General features: G+C 62.6%; 19 protein-coding genes and 1 tRNA gene. 8 read left to right on the top strand and 12 right to left on the bottom strand.

The window, feature by feature from the left end; translation table 11 throughout:
• Window positions 1-8 precede the first annotated feature (8 nt).
• Together OH491_RS12690 and OH491_RS12685 are read left to right on the top strand one after the other, a co-directional pair.
• Window positions 9-482 carry a hypothetical protein gene (locus OH491_RS12690; RefSeq protein ID WP_068770933.1) on the top strand — a complete coding sequence of 158 codons (474 nt, stop codon included), beginning with the start codon at window positions 9-11 and terminating at the stop codon, window positions 480-482.
• Entirely contained in the window at window positions 482-1606 is a 1125-nt protein-coding gene (locus OH491_RS12685) for a DUF481 domain-containing protein (protein ID WP_068770934.1), read from the top strand. Before OH491_RS12690 ends, OH491_RS12685 begins: the two co-directional genes overlap by 1 nt.
• A gap of 136 nt (window positions 1607-1742) precedes the next feature.
• On the opposite strand, the gene OH491_RS12680 is transcribed toward OH491_RS12685, so the two are convergent.
• Both OH491_RS12680 and carB read right to left on the bottom strand, forming a co-directional pair.
• On the bottom strand, window positions 1743-2243 hold the full coding sequence (locus tag OH491_RS12680; protein WP_068770935.1) for a hypothetical protein: 501 nt from the start codon (window positions 2241-2243) through the stop codon (window positions 1743-1745).
• A 272-nt stretch (window positions 2244-2515) separates the two neighbouring features.
• Window positions 2516-5755 carry a carbamoyl-phosphate synthase large subunit gene (gene carB, locus OH491_RS12675; RefSeq protein WP_068770936.1) on the bottom strand — a complete coding sequence of 1080 codons (3240 nt, stop codon included), beginning with the start codon at window positions 5753-5755 and terminating at the stop codon, window positions 2516-2518.
• 132 nt (window positions 5756-5887) lie between these two features.
• Here carB and OH491_RS12670 point away from each other — a divergent pair.
• The 4 genes from OH491_RS12670 (at window position 5888) to OH491_RS12655 (ending at window position 9942) form a co-directional block, all read left to right on the top strand.
• A tRNA-Gly gene (locus OH491_RS12670) sits at window positions 5888-5961 on the top strand.
• A gap of 103 nt (window positions 5962-6064) precedes the next feature.
• Window positions 6065-6985 carry an ACP S-malonyltransferase gene (gene fabD, locus OH491_RS12665; protein ID WP_068770937.1) on the top strand — a complete coding sequence of 307 codons (921 nt, stop codon included), beginning with the start codon at window positions 6065-6067 and terminating at the stop codon, window positions 6983-6985.
• A 267-nt stretch (window positions 6986-7252) separates the two neighbouring features.
• On the top strand, window positions 7253-8692 hold the full coding sequence (locus OH491_RS12660) for a hypothetical protein (protein ID WP_068771172.1): 1440 nt from the start codon (window positions 7253-7255) through the stop codon (window positions 8690-8692).
• 302 nt (window positions 8693-8994) lie between these two features.
• On the top strand, window positions 8995-9942 hold the full coding sequence (locus OH491_RS12655) for an AEC family transporter (protein ID WP_068770938.1): 948 nt from the start codon (window positions 8995-8997) through the stop codon (window positions 9940-9942).
• Window positions 9943-10053: 111 nt separating this feature from the next.
• On the opposite strand, the gene OH491_RS12650 is transcribed toward OH491_RS12655, so the two are convergent.
• From OH491_RS12650 to OH491_RS12635, 4 genes are all read right to left on the bottom strand, one after another.
• Window positions 10054-11034 carry an ABC transporter ATP-binding protein gene (locus tag OH491_RS12650; protein ID WP_342751089.1) on the bottom strand — a complete coding sequence of 327 codons (981 nt, stop codon included), beginning with the start codon at window positions 11032-11034 and terminating at the stop codon, window positions 10054-10056.
• Between the two features lie 88 nt (window positions 11035-11122).
• Window positions 11123-12388: an ABC transporter permease gene (locus OH491_RS12645; RefSeq protein WP_342751049.1), complete on the bottom strand. Its 1266-nt coding sequence runs from the start codon at window positions 12386-12388 to the stop codon at window positions 11123-11125.
• Between the two features lie 239 nt (window positions 12389-12627).
• Complete coding sequence (locus OH491_RS12640; protein WP_068770941.1) at window positions 12628-13680, bottom strand: polyamine ABC transporter substrate-binding protein; 1053 nt, start codon at window positions 13678-13680, stop codon at window positions 12628-12630.
• Complete coding sequence (locus OH491_RS12635; protein WP_068770942.1) at window positions 13677-14534, bottom strand: ABC transporter permease; 858 nt, start codon at window positions 14532-14534, stop codon at window positions 13677-13679. The genes OH491_RS12640 and OH491_RS12635 overlap by 4 nt, the downstream gene beginning before the upstream one ends.
• 919 nt (window positions 14535-15453) lie before the next feature.
• Here OH491_RS12635 and OH491_RS12630 point away from each other — a divergent pair.
• Window positions 15454-16308: a glycosyltransferase gene (locus OH491_RS12630; RefSeq protein ID WP_084442281.1), complete on the top strand. Its 855-nt coding sequence runs from the start codon at window positions 15454-15456 to the stop codon at window positions 16306-16308.
• 260 nt (window positions 16309-16568) lie between these two features.
• Here OH491_RS12630 and OH491_RS12625 read toward each other — a convergent pair whose 3' ends face one another.
• Window positions 16569-17057 carry a hypothetical protein gene (locus tag OH491_RS12625; protein WP_334319406.1) on the bottom strand — a complete coding sequence of 163 codons (489 nt, stop codon included), beginning with the start codon at window positions 17055-17057 and terminating at the stop codon, window positions 16569-16571.
• Between OH491_RS12625 and OH491_RS12620 the strand changes: the two genes are divergently transcribed.
• Complete coding sequence (locus tag OH491_RS12620) at window positions 16995-18713, top strand: YfhO family protein (RefSeq protein WP_334319407.1); 1719 nt, start codon at window positions 16995-16997, stop codon at window positions 18711-18713. The genes OH491_RS12625 and OH491_RS12620 overlap by 63 nt on opposite strands.
• A 67-nt stretch (window positions 18714-18780) precedes the next feature.
• Here OH491_RS12620 and OH491_RS12615 read toward each other — a convergent pair whose 3' ends face one another.
• The 5 genes from OH491_RS12615 to OH491_RS12595 all read right to left on the bottom strand — a co-directional run bounded on the left by OH491_RS12615 (window position 18781) and on the right by OH491_RS12595 (window position 24404).
• Window positions 18781-20508, bottom strand: a complete 1728-nt coding sequence (locus OH491_RS12615) for a glycosyltransferase family 39 protein (RefSeq protein WP_084442282.1) — start codon at window positions 20506-20508, stop codon at window positions 18781-18783.
• Window positions 20501-21511, bottom strand: a complete 1011-nt coding sequence (locus OH491_RS12610; protein ID WP_068770946.1) for a glycosyltransferase family 2 protein — start codon at window positions 21509-21511, stop codon at window positions 20501-20503. The genes OH491_RS12615 and OH491_RS12610 overlap by 8 nt, the downstream gene beginning before the upstream one ends.
• A complete protein-coding gene (locus OH491_RS12605) occupies window positions 21508-22266 on the bottom strand; it encodes a class I SAM-dependent methyltransferase (RefSeq protein WP_068770947.1) in 759 nt (252 codons plus the stop codon). The genes OH491_RS12610 and OH491_RS12605 overlap by 4 nt, the downstream gene beginning before the upstream one ends.
• 112 nt (window positions 22267-22378) lie before the next feature.
• Window positions 22379-23125, bottom strand: coding sequence for an SDR family oxidoreductase (locus OH491_RS12600; protein WP_334319408.1), 747 nt, complete (start codon window positions 23123-23125; stop codon window positions 22379-22381).
• Window positions 23126-23138: 13 nt separating this feature from the next.
• A complete protein-coding gene (locus OH491_RS12595; protein WP_334319409.1) occupies window positions 23139-24404 on the bottom strand; it encodes an FAD-binding oxidoreductase in 1266 nt (421 codons plus the stop codon).
• Window positions 24405-24419 lie beyond the last annotated feature (15 nt).

Raw genomic sequence — 24419 nt, 5'->3', positions numbered from 1 at the left:
CGAAGGCCATGCAGACCCATGAACAAACCGGGAGTGGCGCAGGCCAAAAGCCCGCGCCACCGGAAGACGCGGGCGGGCCCGTCCTGATCGATTCGCTGCCCATGGCGCGGTATTCTTTTGTCGTGCGCGGGCGCCTGGCCAACGGAGCCGAAATCATCATCAAGGGCGGCGTCTATGCCAAAAGGGGCCTGTATTATCAGGCGCAGGCCCGGGTGCTCGATTCCGTTTTGAGGGAGATCCCCACGCTCAAGCTCGATGAGGAGGCGCCCGTCGGGTTGAGGATGCACCTGGGCAAATGTGCCCCGCCGGAGGACCTCTCAATCCTCGGACGCCCCAAGTCGCAGAGCACCGTGCCCCTGCGGGCAATCGCGAAGGTGGAGCTCCGCAACCCAAGGGAGCAAGATGTGATGTCCAAGGCTGGCAAAACCATCAGGAATAGCGACGAACCCCGGCGGTGGACTTCAGCTTCCCAAACTCCATAATGTCCCCCGGCAAACTGGTCTTTGCCGCGATTTGTGGCGTCATTCTCCCGCTCGGCGCCGGATTGCGCGCCGATGTGCTGAAATTCGACAACGGGGACCGGGTGAACGGCACCTTTATAAAGAAGGAGGGCGGGCAGATTGTGTTTCGTTCGGAGCGGTTTGGCGACTTGAGCGTGCGCGAGTCCGACGCGACCGTCGAGCTCACCGCGCCGCCCGCGCCGCTCATCACCGAGACGGAAATCGCGCTTGATACGGGAGGAAAGCTCAAGAAGTCCCCCGGGGAAAAAGCCCCGCCGAAGCCTTCCGCCGCCCCGCCGAAACCGGAGGTCCCCGCGGTCGCCGCGACCGGGGAAAAAACCGCCCCGCCCAAGCCGGGGACGCCGTCCGCCGCTCCGCCGGTGAAACCCGCCGGCACGAAACCGAAACCGCCGGCCGCCACCACCGTGCGTCTGGGCAAGGGCTTCATCAAATGGTGGGGCGGCTGGCACGGGCGCATTGCGTTTTCGGCGAACGTCATCCGGGACACCGCGGACCGCAGCCTCTACACGGCCGAGGCGCGCGTGAAACGCACATGGAAATACGACGAGGTGCAGATCGAGCCGCGTTATGAGTTTCGCCGGGACAACGACGTGACCGCCGTGGACATTTTCAAGGCGTCCGGCTACTGGCGGCATTCTTTCGGGGAAAACTGGTTCGGCGAATACCGCCCCTACTTTGAGCGCGACCGCAAGAGTTCGAAGGCGACCCTGCTCCAGCAGCAACTCGGCTTGGGCCGCCACCTCCTGAAGTCCAAGCGATACCGGCTCCATCTCGGCGTGGCGGAGAACATTTTCAACACCTGGCCGATGAACCACGCGCAGGAAAACACCAGGTACTCGGTGGAGTCGCTTTTCGGCGAGGCGAGCCTGCAACTGCCGTGGCGCGTCTCGATCACCGAGCGGGGTGCGTGGTATTTCATCCTGGACGACTCTTATGCCTCCGGCTGGCTGAACGAATTGGAGCTGACGAAAAAGATCACCGAGGTGCTGTCCCTCACCTTGCGCCACGAGGTGCGTTACCACAATCCCGACCCGCGCGTGCCCGACTACGAACGCACGAGGTTCCTTTTCGGGCTTAATTTCTAGGAAATGGCCTGGCCCGCAGGGGCATCGCGAGCGATGCCCGCGAACAGCGTGTCGGCAAACCGGGCGTCGCAAGCGACGCCCTGCCTCGATGAATCTAAAAATGACTCGGAAATGGCATCATGGCCACTCCCTTGGGCTATTTCCCGAGCAACGGTTTGACCTGGGCGTAGAGGCTCTGGGCCTTGGCAAAGTCGGTTTGGAGGCGCTGGACGAGATCGGTGGGGGCGTCGGAAGGATATTGCTTGAGCGAGTCGACGAGTTCGCCGAGTTCGGGGACGAGGGTTTTGAGCTGGCTGTAGGCGGAGGTCGCGGCGGCGGGAAGCACGGCGGCGGCCTTGGATTCCATGACGGGCTGCGCGGCGGCGAGGCCGGTCTTGAGGGCATCGAGTTGCGGGGCGTAGAGGGATTGGAGTTGCGCGGCGGTTGCTTGCGTCCCGGCGATGGCGCGCGCGCTGTCGAGGGCGCGGCCGATGGCGGTTTGTTTGTCGGAGTCCGAGGGCGCGAGCCCGGCGGGAGCGGGCGGCGGCGCAGATGCGGCGGGCGGCGGGGGCGGTTCGTTTTTCGAGCAGGCCGAAAGGACGAGGGTCGCGGCCGCGAGGACGACGATGGCGAGGGTGTGAATGGAGCGGGTGCGCATGGTGATGATTATTTTATTGGCCCACGGAACACACGGAAGATTTTTTGAATTATCATTTCCGTGGGCAACTTATGGGTTCGATTTTAATGGCCACAAAGAGGCTCAAAAGGCACAAGATTGAGTGATTGTTTTTGTGCTTCTTGTGCATCTTTGTGGCTATTTTAGTGGTTCGTTTTTATTGAACAGAAGGAAACGGAGGGAACGAAGAAGACCCTTTTGTCATATTGTTCTCTTCGTTCCCTCCGTTTCCTTCTGTTCAATAAAATAGCTCCTCAATTCGCCTGGACGATGTCCTTGATGTAGGTCTGGAGCGGGCGGGGGGTGAGGGAGTTTTTCTTCAGGGCCTTGATGCCGTCGATGGCGGCTTGGGCGCCGGTGAGGGTGGTCATGATGCAGATGTTGTTGGCGTAGGCGGCGGAGCGGATCTTGTTTTCGTCCTGGCGCGGGATCATGCCGCTGGGGGTGTTGAGCACGAGCTGGATCTGGCCGTTCTTGATGACGTCGATGGAGTCGGGCCGGCCTTCGCCGATCTTGGCGAGCTCGTGGACCTTGATGCCGTGCTCGGCGAGGTGGCCGGCGGTGCCGCTCGTGGCGTAGATTTCGAAGCCGAGCGCGGCGAGTTCGCGGGCAAGGGCGGTGGCGCGGATTTTGTCCTCGTCCTTCACCGAAAGGAAGACGCCGCCTTGCAGCGGGAGGCCGGGCTTGGCGGCGGCCTGCGCCTTGGCGAAGGCGAGGCCGAGGTCGGAGTCGAGGCCCATGACTTCGCCGGTGGAGCGCATCTCGGGCCCGAGCATGATGGTGGCGCCGGGGAAGCGGTTGAAGGGGAAGACGGCTTCCTTCACGCACCAGTGCCGCGGGGTGTGCTCGCGGGTGAAGCCGAGGTCGCGGAGCTTCGCGCCGGTCATGACCTTGGCGGCGAGCTTGGCGAGGGGGATGCCGATGGCCTTGGACACGAAGGGCACGGTGCGGGAGGCGCGGGGATTGACTTCGAGGACGTAGAGCTGGTTGTCCTTGATGGCGTATTGGATGTTCATGAGGCCGACGACGCGGAGCTCGCGGGCGAGCGCGTGCGTGGCCTCGCGCACGGTGCGGAGGATGTCCGCGCCGAGCGTGTGCGGGGGCATGACCATGGCGGCGTCGCCGGAGTGGACGCCGGCGTATTCGATGTGCTCGAGCATGCCGCCGATGACGGTGGTGTCGCCGTCGCTGATGCAATCGACGTCGAGCTCGACCGCGTCCTCGAGGAACTTGTCGATGAGCACGGGCTTGCCGGGCATGGCGGCGAAGGCTTCCTTGATGACGGCGCGGAATTCGTCCTCGTTGTAAACGATGAACATGCCGCGTCCGCCGAGCACGAACGAGGGGCGCAGGAGCACGGGGAAGCCGACTTCGCGGGCGAAGACGAGGGCCTCGGTTTCGTTGAGCGCGGTGCGGTTGGCGGGCTGGCGCAGGTCGAGCTTGCGCAGGATGGCGGCGAAGAGCTTGCGGTCCTCGGCGGTGTCGATGGACTCGGGGCTGGTGCCGATGATGTTGACGCCGGCGGCCTTCAGGGCGGTGGCGAGGTTGAGCGGGGTCTGGCCGCCGAATTGCACGATGGCGCCGTCGCATTTTTCCTGCTCGTAGATTTCCAGCACGTCCTCGAGCGTGAGCGGCTCGAAGTAGAGTTTGTCGCTCGTGTCGTAGTCGGTGGAGACGGTCTCGGGGTTGGAGTTGACCATGACGCTTTCATAGCCGATTTCGCGGAGGGCGAAGGAGGCGTGGACGCAGCAGTAGTCGAACTCGATGCCCTGGCCGATGCGGTTGGGGCCGCCGCCGAGGATCATGATCTTTTTCCGCGCGGAGGGCTTGATTTCGTTTTCGTCGCCGTAGCTGGAGTAGTAGTAGGGCGTGACGGCCTCGAACTCGGCGGCGCAGGTATCCACAAGCCGATACGTGGTGTGGATGCCGGCGGACCTGCGGGCGGCGCGGACGGCCTCGGGCGTGGTGCGGAAGTGATGGGCGAGCTGCGGGTCGGAGAAGCCGAACTCCTTGGCGCGGCGGAAGAGCGTGGCGTCGATGGTGGCCAGCGTGTGTTTTTTCAGCTCGAGCTCCATGTCGTGGATTTCGCGGAGCTGGCGGATGAACCACGGGTCGATCTTGGTGAGGTCGAAGACCTGCTGGTCGCTGTAGCCGGCCTGGAAGGCGTGGCGGATGTAGAAGACCCGCTCGGCGTTCGGCGTGGCGAGTTTCTGCTTGATGAGCTTGCCGTCGGGGATGTCGTCGTCGCCGAGCTTGCCGCCGCCGCCGAAGCCGCGCGCGCCGGTTTCGAGGGAGCGCAGGGCCTTCTGGAAGGATTCCTTAAACGTGCGCCCGATGGCCATGGCCTCGCCGACGGACTTCATGGCGGAGGTGAGCGTGGGGTCGGCGTCGGGGAATTTTTCGAAGGTGAAGCGGGGGATCTTGGTGACGATGTAGTCGATGGTGGGCTCGAAGGAGGCGGGGGTGACGCGGGTGATGTCGTTGGGGAGTTCGTCGAGCGTGTAGCCGACGGCGAGCTTGGCGGCGATTTTCGCGATGGGGAAGCCGGTGGCTTTCGAGGCGAGCGCGGAGGAGCGCGAGACGCGGGGGTTCATCTCGATGACGACCATGCGGCCGGTGTTCGGGCAGACGGAGAACTGGATATTGGAGCCGCCGGTGGCGACGCCGATTTCGCGGATGACGGCGAAGGAGGCGTCGCGCATGATCTGGTATTCCTTGTCCGTGAGCGTCATGGCGGGGGCGACGGTGATGGAGTCGCCGGTGTGCACGCCCATGGGGTCGAAGTTTTCGATGGAGCAGATGACCACGCACTGGTCCTTGTGGTCGCGCATGACCTCCATCTCGAATTCCTTCCAGCCGAGCAGGCATTCCTCGATGAGGACTTCGTGCACGGGGGACAGGTCGAGGCCGTTGGCGGTGATGCGGTCGAATTCCTCGCGGTTGTAGGCGATGCCGCCGCCGGAGCCTCCGAGCGTGAAGGAAGGGCGGATGATGAGGGGGAAGTTGCCAAGTTCCTTCGCGGCGGCATGGGCCTCGTCGAGGGTCTTGACCGTGCGGGAGCGGGCGACATCGAGGCCGATCTTGATCATGGCCTGCTTGAAGAGTTCGCGGTCCTCGCCCTTGGCGATGGCGTGGGGCTTGGCGCCGATCATCTCGACGCCGTAACGCTCGAGCACGCCGGCGTGATGGAGTTCCATCGAGAGATTGAGCGCGGTCTGGCCGCCGAGGGTGGGCAGGAGCGCGGAGGGGCGCTCGACCGCGATGATTTTTTCCAGGACCTCGCGCGTGAGGGGCTCGATGTAGGTGACATCGGCAAACTCCGGGTCGGTCATGATGGTGGCCGGGTTGGAGTTTACGAGGATGACGCGGTAGCCTTCCTCCTTCAGGGCCTTGCAGGCCTGGGTGCCGGAGTAATCAAACTCGCAGGCTTGCCCGATGATGATCGGGCCGGCGCCAATGATGAGGATGGACTCGAGGTCGGTGCGTTTTGGCATGGGCGTAGGAAGTGAATGAGAGTTGAGCGACAGGGATTGCCGCGCAAGCGGGAAACGGAGGGGCTTTTTGCGGCTGAAAGCGCGGGCTTGACCAAAGGCGCGCGCGGGGAAAGGCTGTGCGGCGTTTTGTTCGCGGCTGTAGTTTAGTGGTAAAACTCCTGCCTTCCAAGCAGGTCTCGTCGGTTCGATTCCGTCCAGCCGCACCAATTTTGGGTCCGGTTTTTCCGGCTTGGTTTCTAGCGCGGCGGTGCTTACGTATGCCGGTTTCGTTTCGACGAACAGACACATAACTCAAACCTCCACGCACACATGTCACTCGCACTCCTCTTCGCCGGACAAGGCGCCCAGAAAGTCGGAATGGGCAAATCGCTCTACGATAACTCCGCCGCCGCGCGCGCCCTCTATGACGAGGCCAACGCCGTGCTTGGCTGGGACTTGAAGGCCATTTCGTTCGAGGGCCCCGACGCCGACCTCACGCAGACCAAGGTCTGCCAGCCCGCGCTCTTTGTGCACGGCCTCGCGCTGCTCGCGGCGCTCAAGGAACAGGGCCGGCTGGCCGAAGGCGACGCCAAGTTCGCACTCGGGCTCAGCCTCGGCGAAATCACCGCGCTCACGGCGGCGGGCGTGTTCGACTTCGCCACCGGCCTGCGCGTCGTCGCCGAACGCGGCCGCCTCATGCAGATCGCGTGCGAGCAATCGGCCGGCGGCATGGCCGCCATCGTGGGAGAGACGCGCGAGACGGTCGCGAAGCTCTGCGCGGAGTTCGATGTCGAGACCGCGAATTTCAACTGCCCCGGCCAAATCATCATCTCCGGCGAGAAGCAAAAAATCGTGGACGCGGTCGCCGCCGCCAAGGCGCGCGGCATCAAAAAGGCGATGGAGCTCAATGTCGCCGGCGCCTACCACAGCCGCCTGATGGCCCCGGCGCGCGACGCGTTTGCGAAGTTCCTGGAGACGGTCGCGTTTGCCGCGCCGCGCTTCATGGTGTTCACCAACACGACCGGCAAGGCCGTCAGCGAACCCGCGGACATCCGCGCCGCGTTGGTGAAACAGGTGGTGTCGTCGGTGCTCTGGGAGGATTGCCTCCGCTCGGCGCAGGCCGCGGGCGCGACGAGCTTTCTCGAACTCGGGCCCGGCGGCGTCCTCGCCGGCCACGTGCGCCGCACGAACAAGGAGTGGCCGGTGAAGAGCATGGCCGAATTCGCCGACCTGTCGGCGCAGGGGCAATAGACGGCTCCCCGCTTTTTCGATGGCCGTCGCCGCGCTCCTTGACCACGGACAAATTTTCGGGTGGAGGGCCGAGCTCCCGCGAGGCCGTCGCCGGAAAATGTTGCGCTTAACCGCGACGGCCTCGCGGGAGCTCGGCCCTCCAGAAGTCCGATTCATTTTGACCATGGTGTCATGGCGGAACCCTTGTCGGGCCGGCCCAAAAGAGCCGCCGGCCGCGCTGCGGTGTTGCGCTCGCGCCCGATTCGGCGTGCGATGACGGGCCAAGCCATGCCAGACCTTTCCTACGAAACCATCCGCAACGCGCTTCACGCCCAATCCCTTTTCGAGGACAAAACCTGGCAGCTTTCACCCGCGGCATGGCCGCTCACCGCCGCGCAAGCCGGCGAGCTCAACGCCATCGGCGCCGCCTGCCTCGAATTTCACCACGCGCTCGAAACCCTTTACCTGCGCTCCGCCTCCGGCAAGAACCTCCTGCGCAACAAGCCCCTGCTCGCCCCGTGGGTGGCCGATTATCTCGACCGCGGAAAGCCCGCCGGGATCGTCGCGCACGCCCGCCATCCCCGCAACCGCGGCGCTTTTCCCACCGTCCTCCGCCCCGACCTGCTGCTCACCGACGAGGGTTTCGTGATGAGCGAGCTCGATTCCGTCCCCGGCGGCATCGGCCTGACCGCGTTTCTCAACCGGCTCTACGGCGGGACGGACGATGGTATCGGGAAAACGGATACTGATTCCGGCATCCTCGGCGCGGGCGACGCGATGATCCGCAATTTCCACGACTCGCTCGCCGCGCTGCGCCCCGACCTGCGCTCGCCGCTCATCGCGCTCGTGGTCAGCGACGAGGCGGCCACCTACCGGCCCGAGATGCACTGGCTCGCCGAGCAGCTCCAGCTCCAGGGCAAGCGCGTCTTTTGCCTCGATCCCGAGGACCTGTTCCCGCTCGGCAACACCATCTGCCTCGACATCGAGGGCAACCCCGAAAAAATCGACATCATCTACCGCTTCTTCGAGCTCTTCGACCTCGCGAACATCCGCATCGCCGACGCCATCCTCGAATCATGGCAGGCCGGCGAACTCGCCATCGCGCCGCCCATGCGTCATTTCCAGGAGGAAAAACTCGGCTTCGCGCTTTTCCACCACCACCTGCTCGCCGATTTCTGGGCCGAGACCTTGGGCAAACAGACGCTGCAACTGCTCAAAAAACTCATTCCCATGTCGTGGGTGATCGATCCCGCGCCGCTGCCGCCGGGCGCGGTGCTGGAGGGGCCGCGTGTCGGCGGGCGCGCCCTGACCGACTGGCGCCAGCTCGCCGCCGCGTCGCAGAAGGAACGCGAGCTCATCATCAAAATCAGCGGCTACCACGAAACCGCCTGGGGCGCGCGCAGCGTCGTGCTCGGCAGCGACTGCTCGCGTGAGGAGTGGCAGGCCGGCATCGACATCGCTGTGAAGGACGCCCCGGCGAACCCGCACGTGTTGCAGGAATACAAAAAACCGCGCCGCGCCCGCCACCGCGTTTACGACCGCGAACAGCAGCCGCGCGAGGTGGACGGACGCCTGCGCCTCTGCCCGTATTTCTTCAACCTCGGCGGCAAGCCCGTCCTCAGCGGCGCGCTCGCGACCTTCTGCCCGCCCGACAAAAAAATCATCCATGGCATGACGGATGCGGCATTGCTGCCGTGCGAGATCGCTGCGCCCGCTACCGAGCGTTAGCGACAGTCTGACAATCCCAAATCCCAAAAGCCACCCACGCTTGGCACGGCCTGAAGGAGCGGCGGCGTCTTTGAAATTTGGAGGGCCGAGCTCCCGCGAGGCCGTCGCGGGTAAACGCACCGTTTTTTGGCGACGGCCTCGCGGGAGCTCGGCCCTCCAGTTGAGAGATTCAATTTTCTCGAAAATTTGGCATTGGGTCGCGCGAAGCGCGCACCGTTTTGGGATTGTCAAGCTTCTCGCTTCGTCCGGCTTCGCGCGCGGCGAGCCTTGCCACTTGTCACTTGTCACTTGTTACTTCCCCCATGCTCTCCTACTGGCAAATTCTCGTCTCGATCCTTCCCGTCTTCGGGATGATTGCCATCGGCATCGGGCTGCGACGCCTCAAATGGATGACGTCCGAGGCCGACGCGAGCGTCCTCAAGACCGTCGTCAACTGCCTCTACCCCTGCCTCATCTTCGAGAACGTCGCCAACAACCCCGCCCTGCGCGATCCGTCCAACCTGCTGCTGGCGCCGCTCTCCGGCCTCGTGGTGATGTCCGGCTGCATGGTGGCGTCGCTCTTCATCGGGCGCGCCCTCGGCCTCACCGTCGGCCGCGGCCTGCGCACCTTCGCGTTTGCCTCCGGCATCAACAACTACGGCTATTTCGCCATCTCGCTGCTTCTCGCGATCTTCGGCCCCGACGCGCTCGGCGTGCTCCTCGTGCACAACGTCGGCTGCGAGGCTTCCATCTGGACCGTGGGCATCCTCGTGCTCGCCGGGCTTTCCCTGCGCGAGGGCTGGAGGAAACTTTTCAACGGCCCCATCATCGCGCTCGTCCTCGGCCTCGCCTTCAACCTCACCGGGCTCGGCGCGCGCATGCCCGGCGTGCTCGCCGACATCATCCACCAATGCGCCGTGTGCGCCATTCCGCTCGGGCTGCTGCTCATCGGCTGCACGATCGACGAATACCTGGAGCGCCCGCGCTCGCTGGTGGATGCCAAGATCACCACGGTTTCCTGCGTGCTGCGCCTCGGCCTTTTCCCGCTGGTGTATCTCGTGCTGGCGAAATACCTGCCGTGTTCCGACGAGATGCGGCAGGTGCTCATCATCCAGGGCGCGATGCCCGCCGGCATGATGCCGATCGCCATCGCGCGCCACTACGGCGGCCAGCCGCTCATCGCCGCGCAAGTCGTCATCGGCACCACCGTCCTCGGCATTCTCACCATCCCGCTTTGGATCAAGCTCGGCATCGCATGGGTGGCGGGCTGACGCGGGGCGAGCTGGCGCTCGCAAATCCCAAATCCCAGGGACCAAATCCCAAAAAAATTTCAAGTTCCGAAATCCCAAAGACGGTGCGCGCCGGTCGCGCGCAGCGAGCCTTCATGGAACGACCACCACGTCGTCGCTGTGGAGGCCGCACCAGACGCTGTCGCCTTCGTGAATCGCCTCCATGATGGCGCTTTCGTTGGCCACCACCGCGGTCAGGCGGATGCCGCCGTTGGCGCACTCCAGGGAAAGGCGGTCGAGCACGCCTTGGAAAACCTCCTCAGTCACGCGCGCCTCGAAGACGTTTTCCTCCAGGATGAGCGATTTCGAGATGAGGATCTTTTCCGGGCGGATGGCGAGGTGCGCGCGTTGCAAGCCATCGGGCCACTGGCCGGTCTTGAGCGTGAGGTTGAGGCCGCCGTCGAGGCGCACGACACAGGTGGCGGAGCCGTTGCGGGAGACGAGCGTGGCGGGCACGAGGTTCGCCTCGCCGATGAAGTCAGCCACGAAGGCGGTGCGCGGGTTGTGGTAGATTTCGCCGGGCGTGCCGAGCTGCTCGATGCGGCCTTCGTTGAAGACCGCGATGCGGTCGCTCATGGTGAGCGCCTCCTCCTGGTCGTGCGTGACGAAGACGAAGGTCATGCCGAGGCGCTTCTGGATGCGCTTCAACTCAAGCTGCATCTGGCGGCGGAGCTTCGCGTCGAGCGCGGAGAGCGGCTCGTCGAGGAGGAGCACGTGCGGGCGCGGCACCAGCGCGCGGGCCAGCGCGACGCGCTGGCGCTGGCCGCCGGAAAGTTGGTGGGGGCGGCGGTTTTCGAAGCCGCGCAGAGCGACGAGCTCGATGGCCTCGTCCACGCGGATGCCGGCCTCGACGGCGGGGACTTTTTTCATGCGCAGGCCGAAGGCGATGTTCTGGCGCACGGTCATGTGCGGGAAAAGCGCGTAGGACTGGAAAACCTGGTTGACGCTGCGGCGGTAGGGCGGGAGATGCGTGACGTCCTTGCCGGCCAGATGGATGGAGCCCTCGTCGGGTGTCTCGAAGCCGGAGAGCGCGCGCAGGAGCGTGGTCTTGCCGCAGCCGGAGGGTCCGAGCAGCGTGATGAATTCGCCGGCCTCGATGTGGAGGTTACGTTGTCAACGGCGGTGAAGTCGCCGAAGCGTTTGGTGACTCCGCAAATGTCGATCATGTCTTGTGGGCTTTGGCTTTGGAGACGCGCGTGCCGCGTCGCTGGACGAGGATGTAGGCGAGGATGAACAGGAGGGTGAAGATGACGCCGAGCGCGGCGCCGAAGGGAGCGTTGCGCGCCCCGCCGAACTGTTTCTGGATGACGTTGCCGATCATCGGGACTTTCGCGCCGCCCATCAGGTCGGTGATGGCGAACATGCCGATGGCGGGCACGAAGGTGAGCAGCGTGCCGGCGGCGATGCCGGGGCGCGTGAGCGGGATGATGACCTCGCGGAAGACGCGCACGGGGCCGGCGCCGAGATCGTAGGCGGCCTCGACGAGCGCGAAGTCGAGTTTTTCCGCGCTGCCGTAAATGGGCAGGATCATGAACGGAAGATACGCATAGACGAGGCCGATGATCACGGCCGCCGGCGTGTAGAGAAACTCGATGGGCCCGCTGGTGAGGCTGGCGGCCTGCAAGAGGCCGTTCAGGAGGCCCTGCTCCTTGAGGATCGTGATCCACGCGTAGGTGCGGATGAGGAAACTCGTCCAGAAGGGGATCATGACGAGCATCACGAGGCGGTTGCGCATCACGGGCGTCTGGCGCGCGATAAACCAGGCGGCGGGAAACCCGACGGCGATGCAGATGACGGTCGTGATGGCGGCGTAGCCGACGGAGCGCCCGAGGATGTTGAGGTAAATGGGGTCGAAGACGCGGGCGTAGTTTTCCCAGGTGAACTCATGGACGACGCGGCCCAGGTCGTCGCGCTGGCAAAAGCTGTAAACGAGCAGGATCGCCATGGGGGCGACGACAAAGAGGAGCAGCCATGCGAGCATGGGCGCGAGGAGCAGCCATCCAGTGAGGCGCGGGGCGCGGGCGCGGGGATTGTTGGTTTCGAGCTTGGCGACGGCTTGCATCTCTCGTGTCGGTCGGTGGCGCGCGGACGGCGGATTGGCGGTCAGGGGAAAATAGCCGTGGCCGCGCCGCCCGGGAGGTGCGCCGGGCGGGGGGCGGTCACGCGGAAGGTCGGCGGTCGGCCGCGGCGCAGGCGGCGCTGCTTGCGGAGCGAACGGCGGGTGGCGGAAGCCGCGCGGGCGCGCGGCGAGGTCGCGAGGATGGACTTTTTCGGAAAAGAAGGGAAACACGGGTCGGGTGGCACGGGCGTCCCGCCCGTGGACGGCGCTCCGCGCCGCAAAATTTCCAAGCACATGGGCGGGACGCCCATGCCACTCAATCCGGCGCGGACCGTCGGGCAGCGCCCGGCGGGCACGTAGCGCAGGCATCCCTGCCTGCCGTCCCCGGGGGGGCGCGCGAAGCGCGGCTTTTGTCTTTTGGGAAAGAGCCGGCGGCGCTTCGCGCTTGCATTTTCGACGGCAGGCGGGGACGCCTGCGCTACGGCGTGCTGCCGCATCACTTGGAGGGACGGTCTCCGTGTCGTCCGCTGACGGACGAATGGACGGCACGGAGGCCGTCCCTCCAACCCGTATTTCTGCCTAGGCGCCATAGTGATTCACCAATGGCTTTACTTGGCCGCGTTCTTCAGGTCGGTGTAGAGCGCGTCGATGTCCTCGCTGCTCTTGCCGATGTGGCGGAAGATTTCGTAGAGGCCCTTGGGCGGGTAGCTGGCGGGGTTGGCGAGCTCGTCGGGGTCGAGGAGCTTGCGGGCGCCGCCGTTGGGGTTGGTGTAGGGGAAGTCGCGCGAGATGAGCACGCTGACCTCGGGGCGCAGGATGTAGTCGAGGAATTTGTGCGCGGCGTCGAGGTTCTTCGATTTGTTGGAGATGGCGAAGGCGTCCACAAACGAGTGCGTGCCCTCGACGGGGAGCACGTAGTGGAATTTTTTGTTTTCCTTCCAGAGGATGGCGGCCTCGCCGCCCCAGACGATGCCGATGTCAACGTCGCCGTTGGTCAGCGATGTCTTCGGGCTGTCGGAGTCGAAGACCTTGACGAGCTTGACCCATTTTTCGAGCACGGGGCGCGCCTTCGCGAGGGTGTCGGGCGTGATGTCGTTGATGCCGATGCCGAGGGTGGCGAAGGCCCAGGAGACGAGTTCGCGCCCGTCGTCCACCACGACGATGCGGCCCTTGTTTTTCTCCTGGAAAACATCGCCGTAGCCGCGGATGGGGTCCTTGACTTTTTCGGTGTTCACGACGATGCCGACGGTGCTGACCATGTAGGGCACGGTGAATTTTTGCTCGGGGTCGTAGGGGAGTTTTTGGAACTCGGGGAGGATGTGCTTGAAGTTGGGCAGTTTTGCGTAGTCGAGCGGCACGAGGAGGTTTTCCCTGACCATCGCCTCGGCGATGTAGTCGCAGGGCTGCACGAGGTCGTAGGCCGTGCCGCCGGCGAGGACTTTCGCGAGCATTTCCTCGCCGGAGGAGAATGTCTCGTAGTTGACCTTGATGCCGGTTTCCTTCGTGAAACCGTCGAGCACCGCCTGCGGGATGTATTCCGACCAGGCGAAGATATTGACTTCCTTGTCAGTGGCACGGGGGGCGCACGAGGTGGCCGCGAAGGCGGCGAGCGCCACCGCGGCGAGGGCGGCGGTGCGGGTGAGGATGCGGTGTTTTTTCATGAGCGATGCGGGGATGTGATCTTGGGTTGGCCGTTCACCGGCGCGGCGGCGAGCCGGCGCAGATATTCGGAGAACAAGACAAAAGCGATGGTGGTGACGAGGAACACGGTGGACAGCGCGTTGATCATGGGGTCGAGGCCCTTCTTGACCATGCCAAAAACCACGGTCGGCAGCGTCGGCGACGTCGGCCCGCGCGTGAAAAAGGTGATGATGAGCTCGTCGATCGACAGGGTGAACGCCATCAGCCCGCCGCTGAGAATCGCGGGCCAGAGGCACGGCACGATGACCAGCCAGAAGGCCTGCAACGGCGTCGCGCCGAGGTCGAGCGCGGCCTCCTCCAGCGCCGGGTCGAGCCCGTCGAGCCGGGCCTGCACCGCCACGAGCACGAACGGAAAGCAGAACGTCACGTGCGAGATGACGACCGTGGTGAAGCCCAGCTCCATTTTCAGCACGGTGAAAAAGATCAGCAGGCTGATGCCCATGACGATTTCGGGCATGATCATGGGCACGCAGATCAGCGCCTGGATCGAGCGCGCGAAGCGATACCGGTAGCGATAAAGCAGCCACGCGCCGGCCGTGCCGATGAGGACGGAAAACACGGTGGCGAGCGCGCCGATGTAGAGCGTGTTTTTCAGCGCGCGGATGATGGGGGCATGGCCGGCCAGCGCCGCATACCACTTCATCGTAAAACCTTCCCAGACGAGGTTCAGCCGGGAGCTGTTGAACGAATAGGCGATGAGCACGATGATCGGCAGGTAGAGGAAAGCGAACACGAGCACGGTCCAAACGCCGAGGCTCCGGTTCATCAGCTTGATGCCGGAAACAGGACGACGGGAGGCTGCTGGCGCATGCATTCTCGAAAAGCATGCAACGCATTGGGCGCGTGGGGGAAAAATGCAAGCGAGGATTGGCCCCGCGGCGCAAAAAAGCGCCGGCGCTTGATGCCAGACCTTTTCGGAAAATGGCGGAACCGACGAAAGTGGCGGGTTGAGAGGCACGGGCGACTCAACCCGCGCATATGGCATTACGGTCATGAACCCTCCCCGGAGCCTCCGGGGGAGCTTCACCTTATCCGGGGTGGGACAAAGGTTTGATAAATGGTCGCCCGCTCCCCGGCGTAAACACATTCGATCACCATTCCTGCTCCGTAAAATGGTTCGTTGCTATTTTGAATAACTGTTTTTCACAGCAAAGATGCAAAACCAAGTCACAGAGTGCGGACACGGAGTGCACGGAGAAAACAAGAAGATTCCTCTCTGTGTCATCGCTCTATGATCGGAAAAACATCGGACAGCCATCGAAAATAGCGACGAACCATTATTCATCCGCGTCCTTGCCGAAGACCTCCTCCATCGTATGCCAGCGCTTGATTTCCCGGCCTTGTGCGCGTTGATGGCGGACATAGCATAGCGGCGGGGTCGTTGCGGATTTCCTCCGTCTCGGGGTCGGTTTCGGCAATGCGGAACGGAAGGGCGTGGCGCAGGCGACTTGGGCGAAGAGCTTGTTGACGAGGCTGCCGGTGTCGATGCCGAGTGATTGTTCGCACCTTGGGGGCGCGGGCGGCGGGGACGCGGATGCGAAGTTGTTCGGTGGCAGTTTTCTATTACAGGCACATAAAAGCTTCAATCGGGCACCTTATCAAACGGGCCGGGCGTGGCGCGAACGCACCGCTGGCCGTAATCTGGCGTGCTTCCGATGCCTCTTCGGGATTTTACTGTATCCCCCATTTTTGTTTCGCATTTGGAGGCTATAATGACTTGTTTAAACGGTCATATGATTGGTAATAAGAACATTTGCGTAGTGATGCCGGCTTACAATGCCGGCAAAACCCTTGAGCAAACGGTCGCCGCCATTGACCGCACGGTGGCGGATGAAATCATTGTCGTGGACGATGGCAGCCATGACGACACCCGCGAGGTCGCACGCCGGCTCGGCGTTGGTTATGTGTTTCATAGAACCAACCACGGTTACGGAGGCAACCAGAAGACTTGTTATGCCTTCGCGCTGGGGACCAAGGCGGACGTGGTGGTCATGGTGCATCCCGATTACCAATACGAACCGCGTCTGCTGCCGGCGCTCGCGGGCATGGTGGCTTCCGGCGTGTATGACGCCGCCATCGCCTCGCGCATCCTCGGGCGCGGTGCGCTCAAGGGGGGGATGCCGCTTTACAAATACATTTCCAACCGCGCGCTGACACTGTTTCAAAACCTGTTGCTGGGCTTGAAATTGTCGGAATACCACACCGGTTACCGCGCCTTTTCACGCCGTGTGCTGGAGACGCTGCCGCTGTTGGCCAACTCGGACGATTTTGTGTTCGACAACCAAATGCTGGCACAATGCCGCGCGTGGGATTTTGAAATCGCGGAAATTTCCTGTCCGACAAAATACTTCCCGGAAGCATCGTCCATTAATTTCGCCCGCAGCGTCAAATACGGCTTCGGCGTGCTGCGGGTGAGCATCGGATTCCGGCTGTTGCGCATGGGGTTGGCCCGTCCGGAGTATCTGGATCGCGCCAGGGCTGGCGGCGGGCGGCTGGAGGCAGCGATGGAACTGGTGCGGGAGCGGGTATTGGAGACGAATCTGCCCGTGGAATGGAAATCCTTTCCCGTCCAACCTGAGTCATTATGAAAAATTTTAGTTCCATCTGTTTCTCGTCGCCAGTGTTTTGGTTGTTTGCGCTGGCGGTTGTTTTTCTCGGGGACCTTTTGTTTTTTGGAAAAATTTTCCTGTCCCGTGACATGTTGTCGGGCTTTTTTCAAACTGCCGTGTTTGAAACCCAAGGACTGCTGAATGGCGACACGCCGTTTTGGAATCCTTACTGGGGCGGAGGCAAGCCGCTGATTGCCGACACGACCTCGCAAGCGTTCTATCCACCCAATATATTATTTTTATTTTTTCAGCCGGCGCTGGCAATGAATCTGTTCTGGCTGCTTCACTTTTTCATCGGCGGGCTGGGCATGTGGTTTTTCTGCCGCCAAATCAACGTTGCGGCGGCCGCGGCGTTCATTGCCGGCGTCTCGTTCATGTTCGGCACCTGGCTGGTGGCGCAGCTTGAGTTTCCCTTCAACGGCGCCGCCGGTGTCTGGGTGCCGTGGATTTTCGGTATGCTGGCGCGTTTCCACGCGCGACTTGCCGCCGATGGCGGGTATCCGCCGGGGGAAATCTGGCGCCAGCGCCGGCTGGTCGGCGCATTGGCGTTGTTGTTCGCTGTGCAGTTCTTCGCGAATTTTCCCGAGATGATTATTTATCCCGGCGTCGGTTACGCGCTGTATATAATCGCCGCCGTCATCAGCGAAAGAAAATGGCGGACTGGGGTGACGTTGCTGCTGTTTGTGGGTGTCAGTGGCCTTGTGGGGTTGTTGATGACGCTGCCGCAAATCGTGTCCATGTGGGAATTGCTTCCCTATTCCGAGCGCGCCGGGACGTTTGATTCGCGCTTCGACATGGCGTCCATGCAGCCGGCGCATTTGCTCGGGGTGATTTTTCCGTTTTTGGGCGGCTTTCCTGGCTGGCCGGACAAGCATTGGGAATCCGGTCTTTTTGAATATTGGATCGGCGCGTTTTACCTCGGCGCGCTGCCCGTCGTCAGTGCGCCGTTTGCCTTTCTCGATTTGAGCGGCAGGCGCAAGATCTGGGCATGGGTGGCGACGGCGATGATCCTGATCGGCGTCCTGCTGTCGCTGGGCGCGCACACGCCGCTTTACGGTTGGTGGCATGCGCACGTGCCGCTGATGAACCGCTTCCGGTTCCCGGCGAAATTTTTGGTTTTGGTTGTGCTGGGGTTGCTCGTCCTGGCGGCGCTTGGCATTGACACGTTGTTGCGCCGACCTTCCGTCACGGACAAAAAAAACAAGACGCTGACGATGGGTTTGGGCGTGGTGGTCATGGTCGGCGGTTTGTTCGCCGCCGCCTTGTGGATGAAGCCGGACTTCGCGGTGGATTTGCTGGGCAATGCGCAAGCAAAAATCCCGGAAGAAACATTAGCCCGCGCGGCCCGGCTCGGATTGGTGGCGTGGGGTTTTCTGGCTCTGGCATTCGCGTGGACGCTAGCGGCGCGCAAGTCTCGTTTCCCGACTTCGCGACTGGCGGTCGCCGGCGCGCTACTGGCGTTTGCCAATCTGCTGGTGGTTTCGCGGCAGTTGCATCCCGCCGCCGCTGGCGGCGCAATCGTCGCGCCCATGCCGGTCCTGCGCGAGCATCTGGCCGATGTGCATTACCGCGCCTTCTCGCCCTACTCCGCAGTGCAGCAATATCTTTATGCCGACCCACGCCCCGAGATTTACCTCTGGGCGCGACAGGCGGGTAGCGGCGGTATGTGGCTCGCGGACGGCGTCCACCAGCAATATCAGGCCGGCACCAAGTTTTTGAAATGGCATCACCTGAACAGTGTGATTTATGGGCAAAATGCCGCCGCCGCCAACTGTGCGCTGGACTGGTTTGGAGTCAAGTGGCTCGTCCAAGGCGCGCCGTGGCAGAATGTTTTATGGGGCAACGCATCGCGGGATTTGCGCGTTATCGAACGCGCAACCGCCCTGCCCCGGTTCAAATTATTTGACACGGTGGCAGTGGCGGCGACGGATAGCGAGGTGCTGAGCAAACTCGCCGCCGGCCAGGCTTCCCCCGGCATGCCGCTGGCCGAGCCGGCCTGCTGGTATGGCGCGAAGGAGATGCGCGGCAGCGTGCCGTCACCGGACGCCGCCGTGTCGGGCGCAACCATTGGACGGCTGGAAATCGAGTTGATAAAAAACAGCCGTGTCATTTTGCGTACCGAGGCGGCGGGCGCGCGATTGTTGTGGTTTGGCGATACTTGGTATCCCGGCTGGCGCGCTTTTATTGACGGACAGGAGACCCCCATCCATCGCGTCAACTACATGTTCATGGGCATTGGCGTTCCAGCTGGCCAGCACCGGATTGAATTCAAGTTTGTTCCGCGGCACTTCGTCCTTTGCACCATTATTTCCCTCTCCATATTGACGTTGGCGCTAACAATGATTGCGATGGGGAAAACCCGCCTCGCGAGTGCGCGGGGCTGATGGCCGCCCGGCGTCCTTTTCCAGCACCGTCACATGATGACCGATAGTTTGAAAACGAAAAGGGAGGCTATTTTCCCGGCTCGCCGGCCCGTTTGAAGATGAACACCACATCCCGATTCTTATCATAGCTGGTGATGGGACTGAATGTCCGCCAGAATAATTCCGGACGATATAATTCCGGCCAGAACACATCCACTTTGGCCGCCAAGTGATAATTCACGCCCGGCGCGCCATATCGCCTCAGGTCGTTTTGCAGCTGCCCGACATACGGTCCGAAGCCGACAAGCCAGTCCGGCATAACCTCGCCCTTTATATGCACGGGCGGCAAATCTTTGAATGCGGCCCGGGAACGGTCGTTGAGTTGCCACGCATAGCGCAACTGTGGCGCCAAAAACATTAGTGGATAACATCCGTTCATACCGTTGCCGACATACACCGTGTCGCCGGGGGCGGCGTGGGCGTTGAGCCAATCAGCGGTAGGGCGGTAGGGTTCGGGATTTGGCGAAAGGAGTTCCCTGACATAGCACCACGCGGTCGAACGAGCACCGCTCCATTTGAAAAACATGCCGCCGTGGGTGATATTGCTGAAAAACACCAGTACCGCCAGCGGCACCGTCAGCACTATATGCCCAAACGACAGGCGGCACACGGCCCACGCAGTCAATGCGATGCCGAGCGGCAGCACGGGAAGCAGGTAGCGCACGTCGGCGTATGAGGTGACGCTGGTAAGTTGGTTGGTGACGCCGGTCAACACCAGCGTCATTATCACAATGGCGGTCAGCGCCCGCGGAACGGCGGTTGGAAGCGGTGTTTTTTTCAGCCGCGCCGCGCTGATCATGAACGCAAGCAGAATCAGCGGCCACGAGAGATATTCAACCGTGTTGAGGTCGCGCAAATGCCACCACCACAGCGTCAACCGGTCGAGCAGGCTTTTGGTTAGCAAGGAGTCGCCCGTGGGAGTTTTGAGGGGGCACCAAATCAGGAAAACAGCGGTGTTAATAATAATCTGCGGCAGCCAGACAACCAGCCAGTCGCCGACCGCGAGCCGCCGCTCCCGCCGGCGCCACACAATGAAATCCACGAACAGCGCCGTGTAAACCATGACATACATGGAGTAATGGGCGGCGAACAGCACCGACGACGCGGCGGCGAGGCCCGCGAGCCAGCGTTTGCGCCCGTCCCAGCGGTGGTAGCACCACGCGACCACCGTGGCGGCCAGCACAGCCAGCGCATAATAGCGGCAGTTGCGAAAATACAAAAACATGGAGGCGTTGCCGATGATGCCCAGCGACAGCGCGAACAGGTAGCGCGGGCTTGCGCGGCGCGCCCACCACAGCATCAGCGCCACTGTCAGCAACCCGCACAGCGCGAATGGCAGCCGTGCCTGCCATGCACCGACGCCGAATACGGAGAACGAGGCGGCCGTTGCATAAAACATCGCCGGCGGCATGGCGCGCACTTTCAGCCCGACCAGTTCGCGCCCGCTTGCCCATGCGATGATATTGCCATTTTTCAGCACCGCCGTCGTGTCGCCCGTCTCCATCACGCCCGTGCCCTTCAACGCTGTCAGAGCCTCGTCGCCCCACAGCGAATAGCGGCCGAGATTATAAAACAGCATGAATGCCGACACTACCAGCGTGGCCATGCAAATCGCCACGCGCCAGCGGTAGCGGCGGGCGGCGGTGTCAGCGCCACCGCCAACAATAGCGCCACCGCCGGGTGCCGACGCTGACAGTGATGATGGCGCTTCCGCTGACAGCGGAATGCTGGGCGCGTTATCGGAATTGTCATTCATGTTTTAAAACATCCCGGTCGTGTGCCTCTTCGACCCGCTCCACGAGATAGTGCGGACGGCCCTTGATTTCGCGATAAATCCGCGCCAGATATTCGCCGACGATGCCGATGCAGAGGAGTTGCACGCCGCCGAGAAAAAAGATGCCGATGGTTTGCGTGGTAAAGCCGACGACGAGGCGGTCGGTCCACCAGCCGAACCACTGGCCGACGCGCTGCGCGAAAATCAGCGCGGCGCACAGCGTGGCGAACACGCACAGTGTCACGCCGAGCCACGAGATGAAGCGCAGCGGGATTTCGCTGAAACTGGTGATGCCGTTCCAGGCGTAGTTGAACAGTTTTGCGTAAGTCTGCTTCGGCGCGCCCGCCCGTTCGTGGCGGTCATACCAGACCTCTGCCTGTTTGTATCCGAGCCAGCAACGCAGCGCCGGCAAAAACAAATTGCGTTCGGGTAGCCGTTTCAATTCCTCCACCACCAAGCGATCCATCAGTCCAAACGTGCCGCTGTCATGGGGCATCACGTTGTTGGTCAGCCGCCCGAAGACCACATGAAAACCCCGCAGCAACAACCCACGCACGCCGCGCTCCGGGCGCGAGCGGCGCCGTCCGACGACCAGCCGTGCGCCCTCGCGCCAGCGCGCAAGCATTTCGGGGATGACTTCGGGCGGATCTTGCAAATCGGCATCGAGAAAAACCACGGCGTCACCGGCCGCATGGTCCAGCCCCGCGCGGTAGGCGGCCTGCTGGCCAAAATTGCGCGTCAGGCAGACCAGTCGCGCGCGCGCCATGCCGCGCATCTCCCCGCGCACGCGCGCCGCGGTATCGTCACTGCTGCCGTCGTCCACGGCCAGCCATTCCCAATCGGCCGAGGTGTCCTGAAACAACCGCCGTAGCGCGGCAACGAGCGCGGGGATCGCGTCGTTTTCATTCCACAACGGCGTGATCACCGTGACCAGCGGCGGGCGGTTTATATTGCCAGATTTTTCCGGATTTGCAGTTGCGCTCATAATTTTTTCGCCACCGCCAGCAGGCCGACGCCAAAGGGAAACGGAACCAGCCGCTGGCAGGCCGGCATCACGAACAGCATTTTCAGAATCCTGTTTATAACCGGTGACGGCAGCGAATCCTCCATGCGCCGCGTGTTGGCCTGTTTTCCCTGCGCCCGTCTTTTCCTGATGAACCACACCGCCGGGAACGCCGCCACGTTTATATAATTGACGTGCAAAACCTCCAGCCCCGCCGCTTGCAGCAGCGCGGTCAACTGCCGCCGGTCATACCGTCGCTGATGGTGCAACGACAAGTCCCAGTCGCTCCACAAACATTGCAGTGCCGGCACGGTAATCACCGCCAGCCCACCCGGTTTCAAGACGCGCACAAATTCCTTCACCGCCCCGACGTCGTCGGGGATGTGCTCAATGACATCCAGCGCGGTCAAATAATCACAAAACGCATCCGCCATCGGGATGTGTGTGCAATCCCCGCGCACGACATTTTCCGCGCCCAGTTTTACACGCAAAATTTCCAGCGACTCGTCATGATCATCCAGCGCCACTACCTTGCACCGGCCCGCGTCGGTTGTGCCGCTGGCGGCGGACATTTCCGCTGCAAACGCGCCCGTGCCGGCGCCGCAGTCCAGCAGCGTCGCCGATGTGGCCATGGGGTGAAAATAATTCAGCCAGTAACGCACAATTTCGCGCTTGCCAGCGTAATACCAATGCGCGCCCTCCAGCCGGTTCAAGTTGGTATATTCATCGGGGTTCATATGAACGGTTTTTAGAAATTCAAATAGCGGATTCCGCCTGCGCCGGCTGTGATCGCAATAATCAGTGCCGGCCGGCATGGCGCCGCTGACAATGGGAAAATAATGTGTGCGCTCATAATTTCATCCGTTTGAAAACGTATTCGGGAATCAGGCGCACAACCAGCATGATGGGGCGCCAGAACCACGGCGTGTAGAGTGTGTCGCAACCTTTTTCCGCCGCGCACAAGATATCGCGGGCCGCTCGGTCGGCGGACACCTTCAGCGAGCTGCGGATGTGCGCGGCCATCGGCGTGTCCACGTAGCCCGGCTTCACTGTCAGCACCCGCGCGCCCGATGGGAACAGGCGGTTGCGCAGTCCTTGGAGAAAGGCGGTCAGTCCGGCCTTGGCCGCGCCGTAGGCGTAGTTGCTCTGGCGTCCGCGATCGCCCGCCACCGAGGAAATCACCACCAGCGTGCCGTGCCCGGCGGCTTCCATGCGGTTGGCGATTTCGCCAGCGAAGGAAGCCGCGCTCAGCAGGTTAATTTGAAAGGAGCGCGTCGCCTCGCCAAAATCCCGTTCGCATACTTTCTGGTCAATGAGCGCGCCGTGGCAGACGAAGGACGCGTCCGCGCCGCCCAGCCATTCCCATGCACGACGCACCGCGCCAGCGTGGCCCTCCGTCTTTTCGAACTCCACCGCCAGCGTCTCCACCCGCGCGCCGTGGCGCAGCCGCAAATCGCGCGCCATGAGGTCGAGTTTCCCCCCGGAACGGCCCGCCAGAAACAGCGCCGCGCCCGAGGCCGCGAGCCGTTCGGCCAACGCTTGCGCAATACCGGAGGTGGCGCCGACGAGAAATGCTTTTTGAATGCATGTTTTCATGGAAAACGCCTGTTCAGAGAAGTCCTTTGGTAAGGCGCCGCCATGCGTTCGAGGAAAACGCGGGGTCAATGAACGCGCTGAAGGATTCCAAATTGGGGCAGGTTTTCGCAAAACACTCCGGCGGCATGAGGGCGTCCTTGCCGGGATTGAACGCGGCGCCGGTGTCCAGTCCGATGCGAAAGATTTCCGTGAAAAGTTTTTTCGTGCGTTCGCCCTTGTTGGGAAAATCAATCCCGAGCGTCACGCCCGGACGAGGGAAAGACATGAGGCCGGGTGAACGAATCGAGCCGAGTTTTTTCAGCACGACCAGAAACGCGCCTTGTCCGAAACGCGCGGCCTGCTTGAAAATTTCGCGCAACGCTTCCTTCGCCACGTCCGGCGGCAGCACGATTTGCGCCTCGAAAAATCCGGGCGCGCCATACACGCGATGCCAGTTTTTGACTACATCGAGCGGGTAGAAAAACTGCGAGTAATGCTGGAGGCCCCTCACCCGTTTCCGCAACTGCCGGCTGTAATAAAGCTGGTTGAACAGACGGATGGAAAACCGGTTCAGCGCGCACGACGGGAACCCGTGCGGAAAATTCAGCCGCGGTTCCGTATGTGGTTTCAGCGTGGCGCCAGCGGCGCCGGCATCGTCAACATTGTTGCCGCACATCAAAATTCCACGCCCGCGTGTCACACAATCCACCCACGCGACCGTGTGCTCGCAACGTGCGTCGGTGCCCTCGGACACATCGAAGAATTCATCGAGGTCGCGGAATTTCACCGACTCGGTTTCAATCATCGTGCTGACAATGCGCCGCAGGCGGAACTCCACCCATGTAATCAATCCCGTGAGGCCCATGCCACCGATGGTCGCGGCGAAAAAATCGCTGTTTTCCGCCAGCGAACAAACGAGCCGCCGGCCATCCGAGCGCAGCAGTTCGAGGCGCGTCACATGGCAGCCGAACGACCCCGCCCAATGGTGGTTTTTGCCGTGAACGTCGTTAGCGACGGCACCGCCGACGGTGATAAAACTCGTGCCGGGTGTGGTCGGCAAAAACCATCCGCGCGGCACCGCGAACCGCAGCACCTCGTCGAGTGTCGCGCCCGCCTCGCAACGGATGAGGCCTGTTTCCGCGTCGAAATCCAGTAACCGGTTCATGCCCCGCGTGACAACCACGGTGCCGCCGTTGTTCAGGCAGCAGTCGCCGAGGCTGTTGCCCAGCCCGAGCGGAATCAGTGTCCCGCGATCCGCTGGTGCCGGCAGCGGATCGCAACTCCAGCGGATGTGCTTCACCCAAGACTTGGTTTT

This window comes from Termitidicoccus mucosus (assembly GCF_038725785.1).
GTDB classification, from domain to species: Bacteria; Verrucomicrobiota; Verrucomicrobiia; order Opitutales; family Opitutaceae; genus Termitidicoccus; species Termitidicoccus mucosus.
This window is presented reverse-complemented; position numbering and strand designations above follow the sequence as displayed.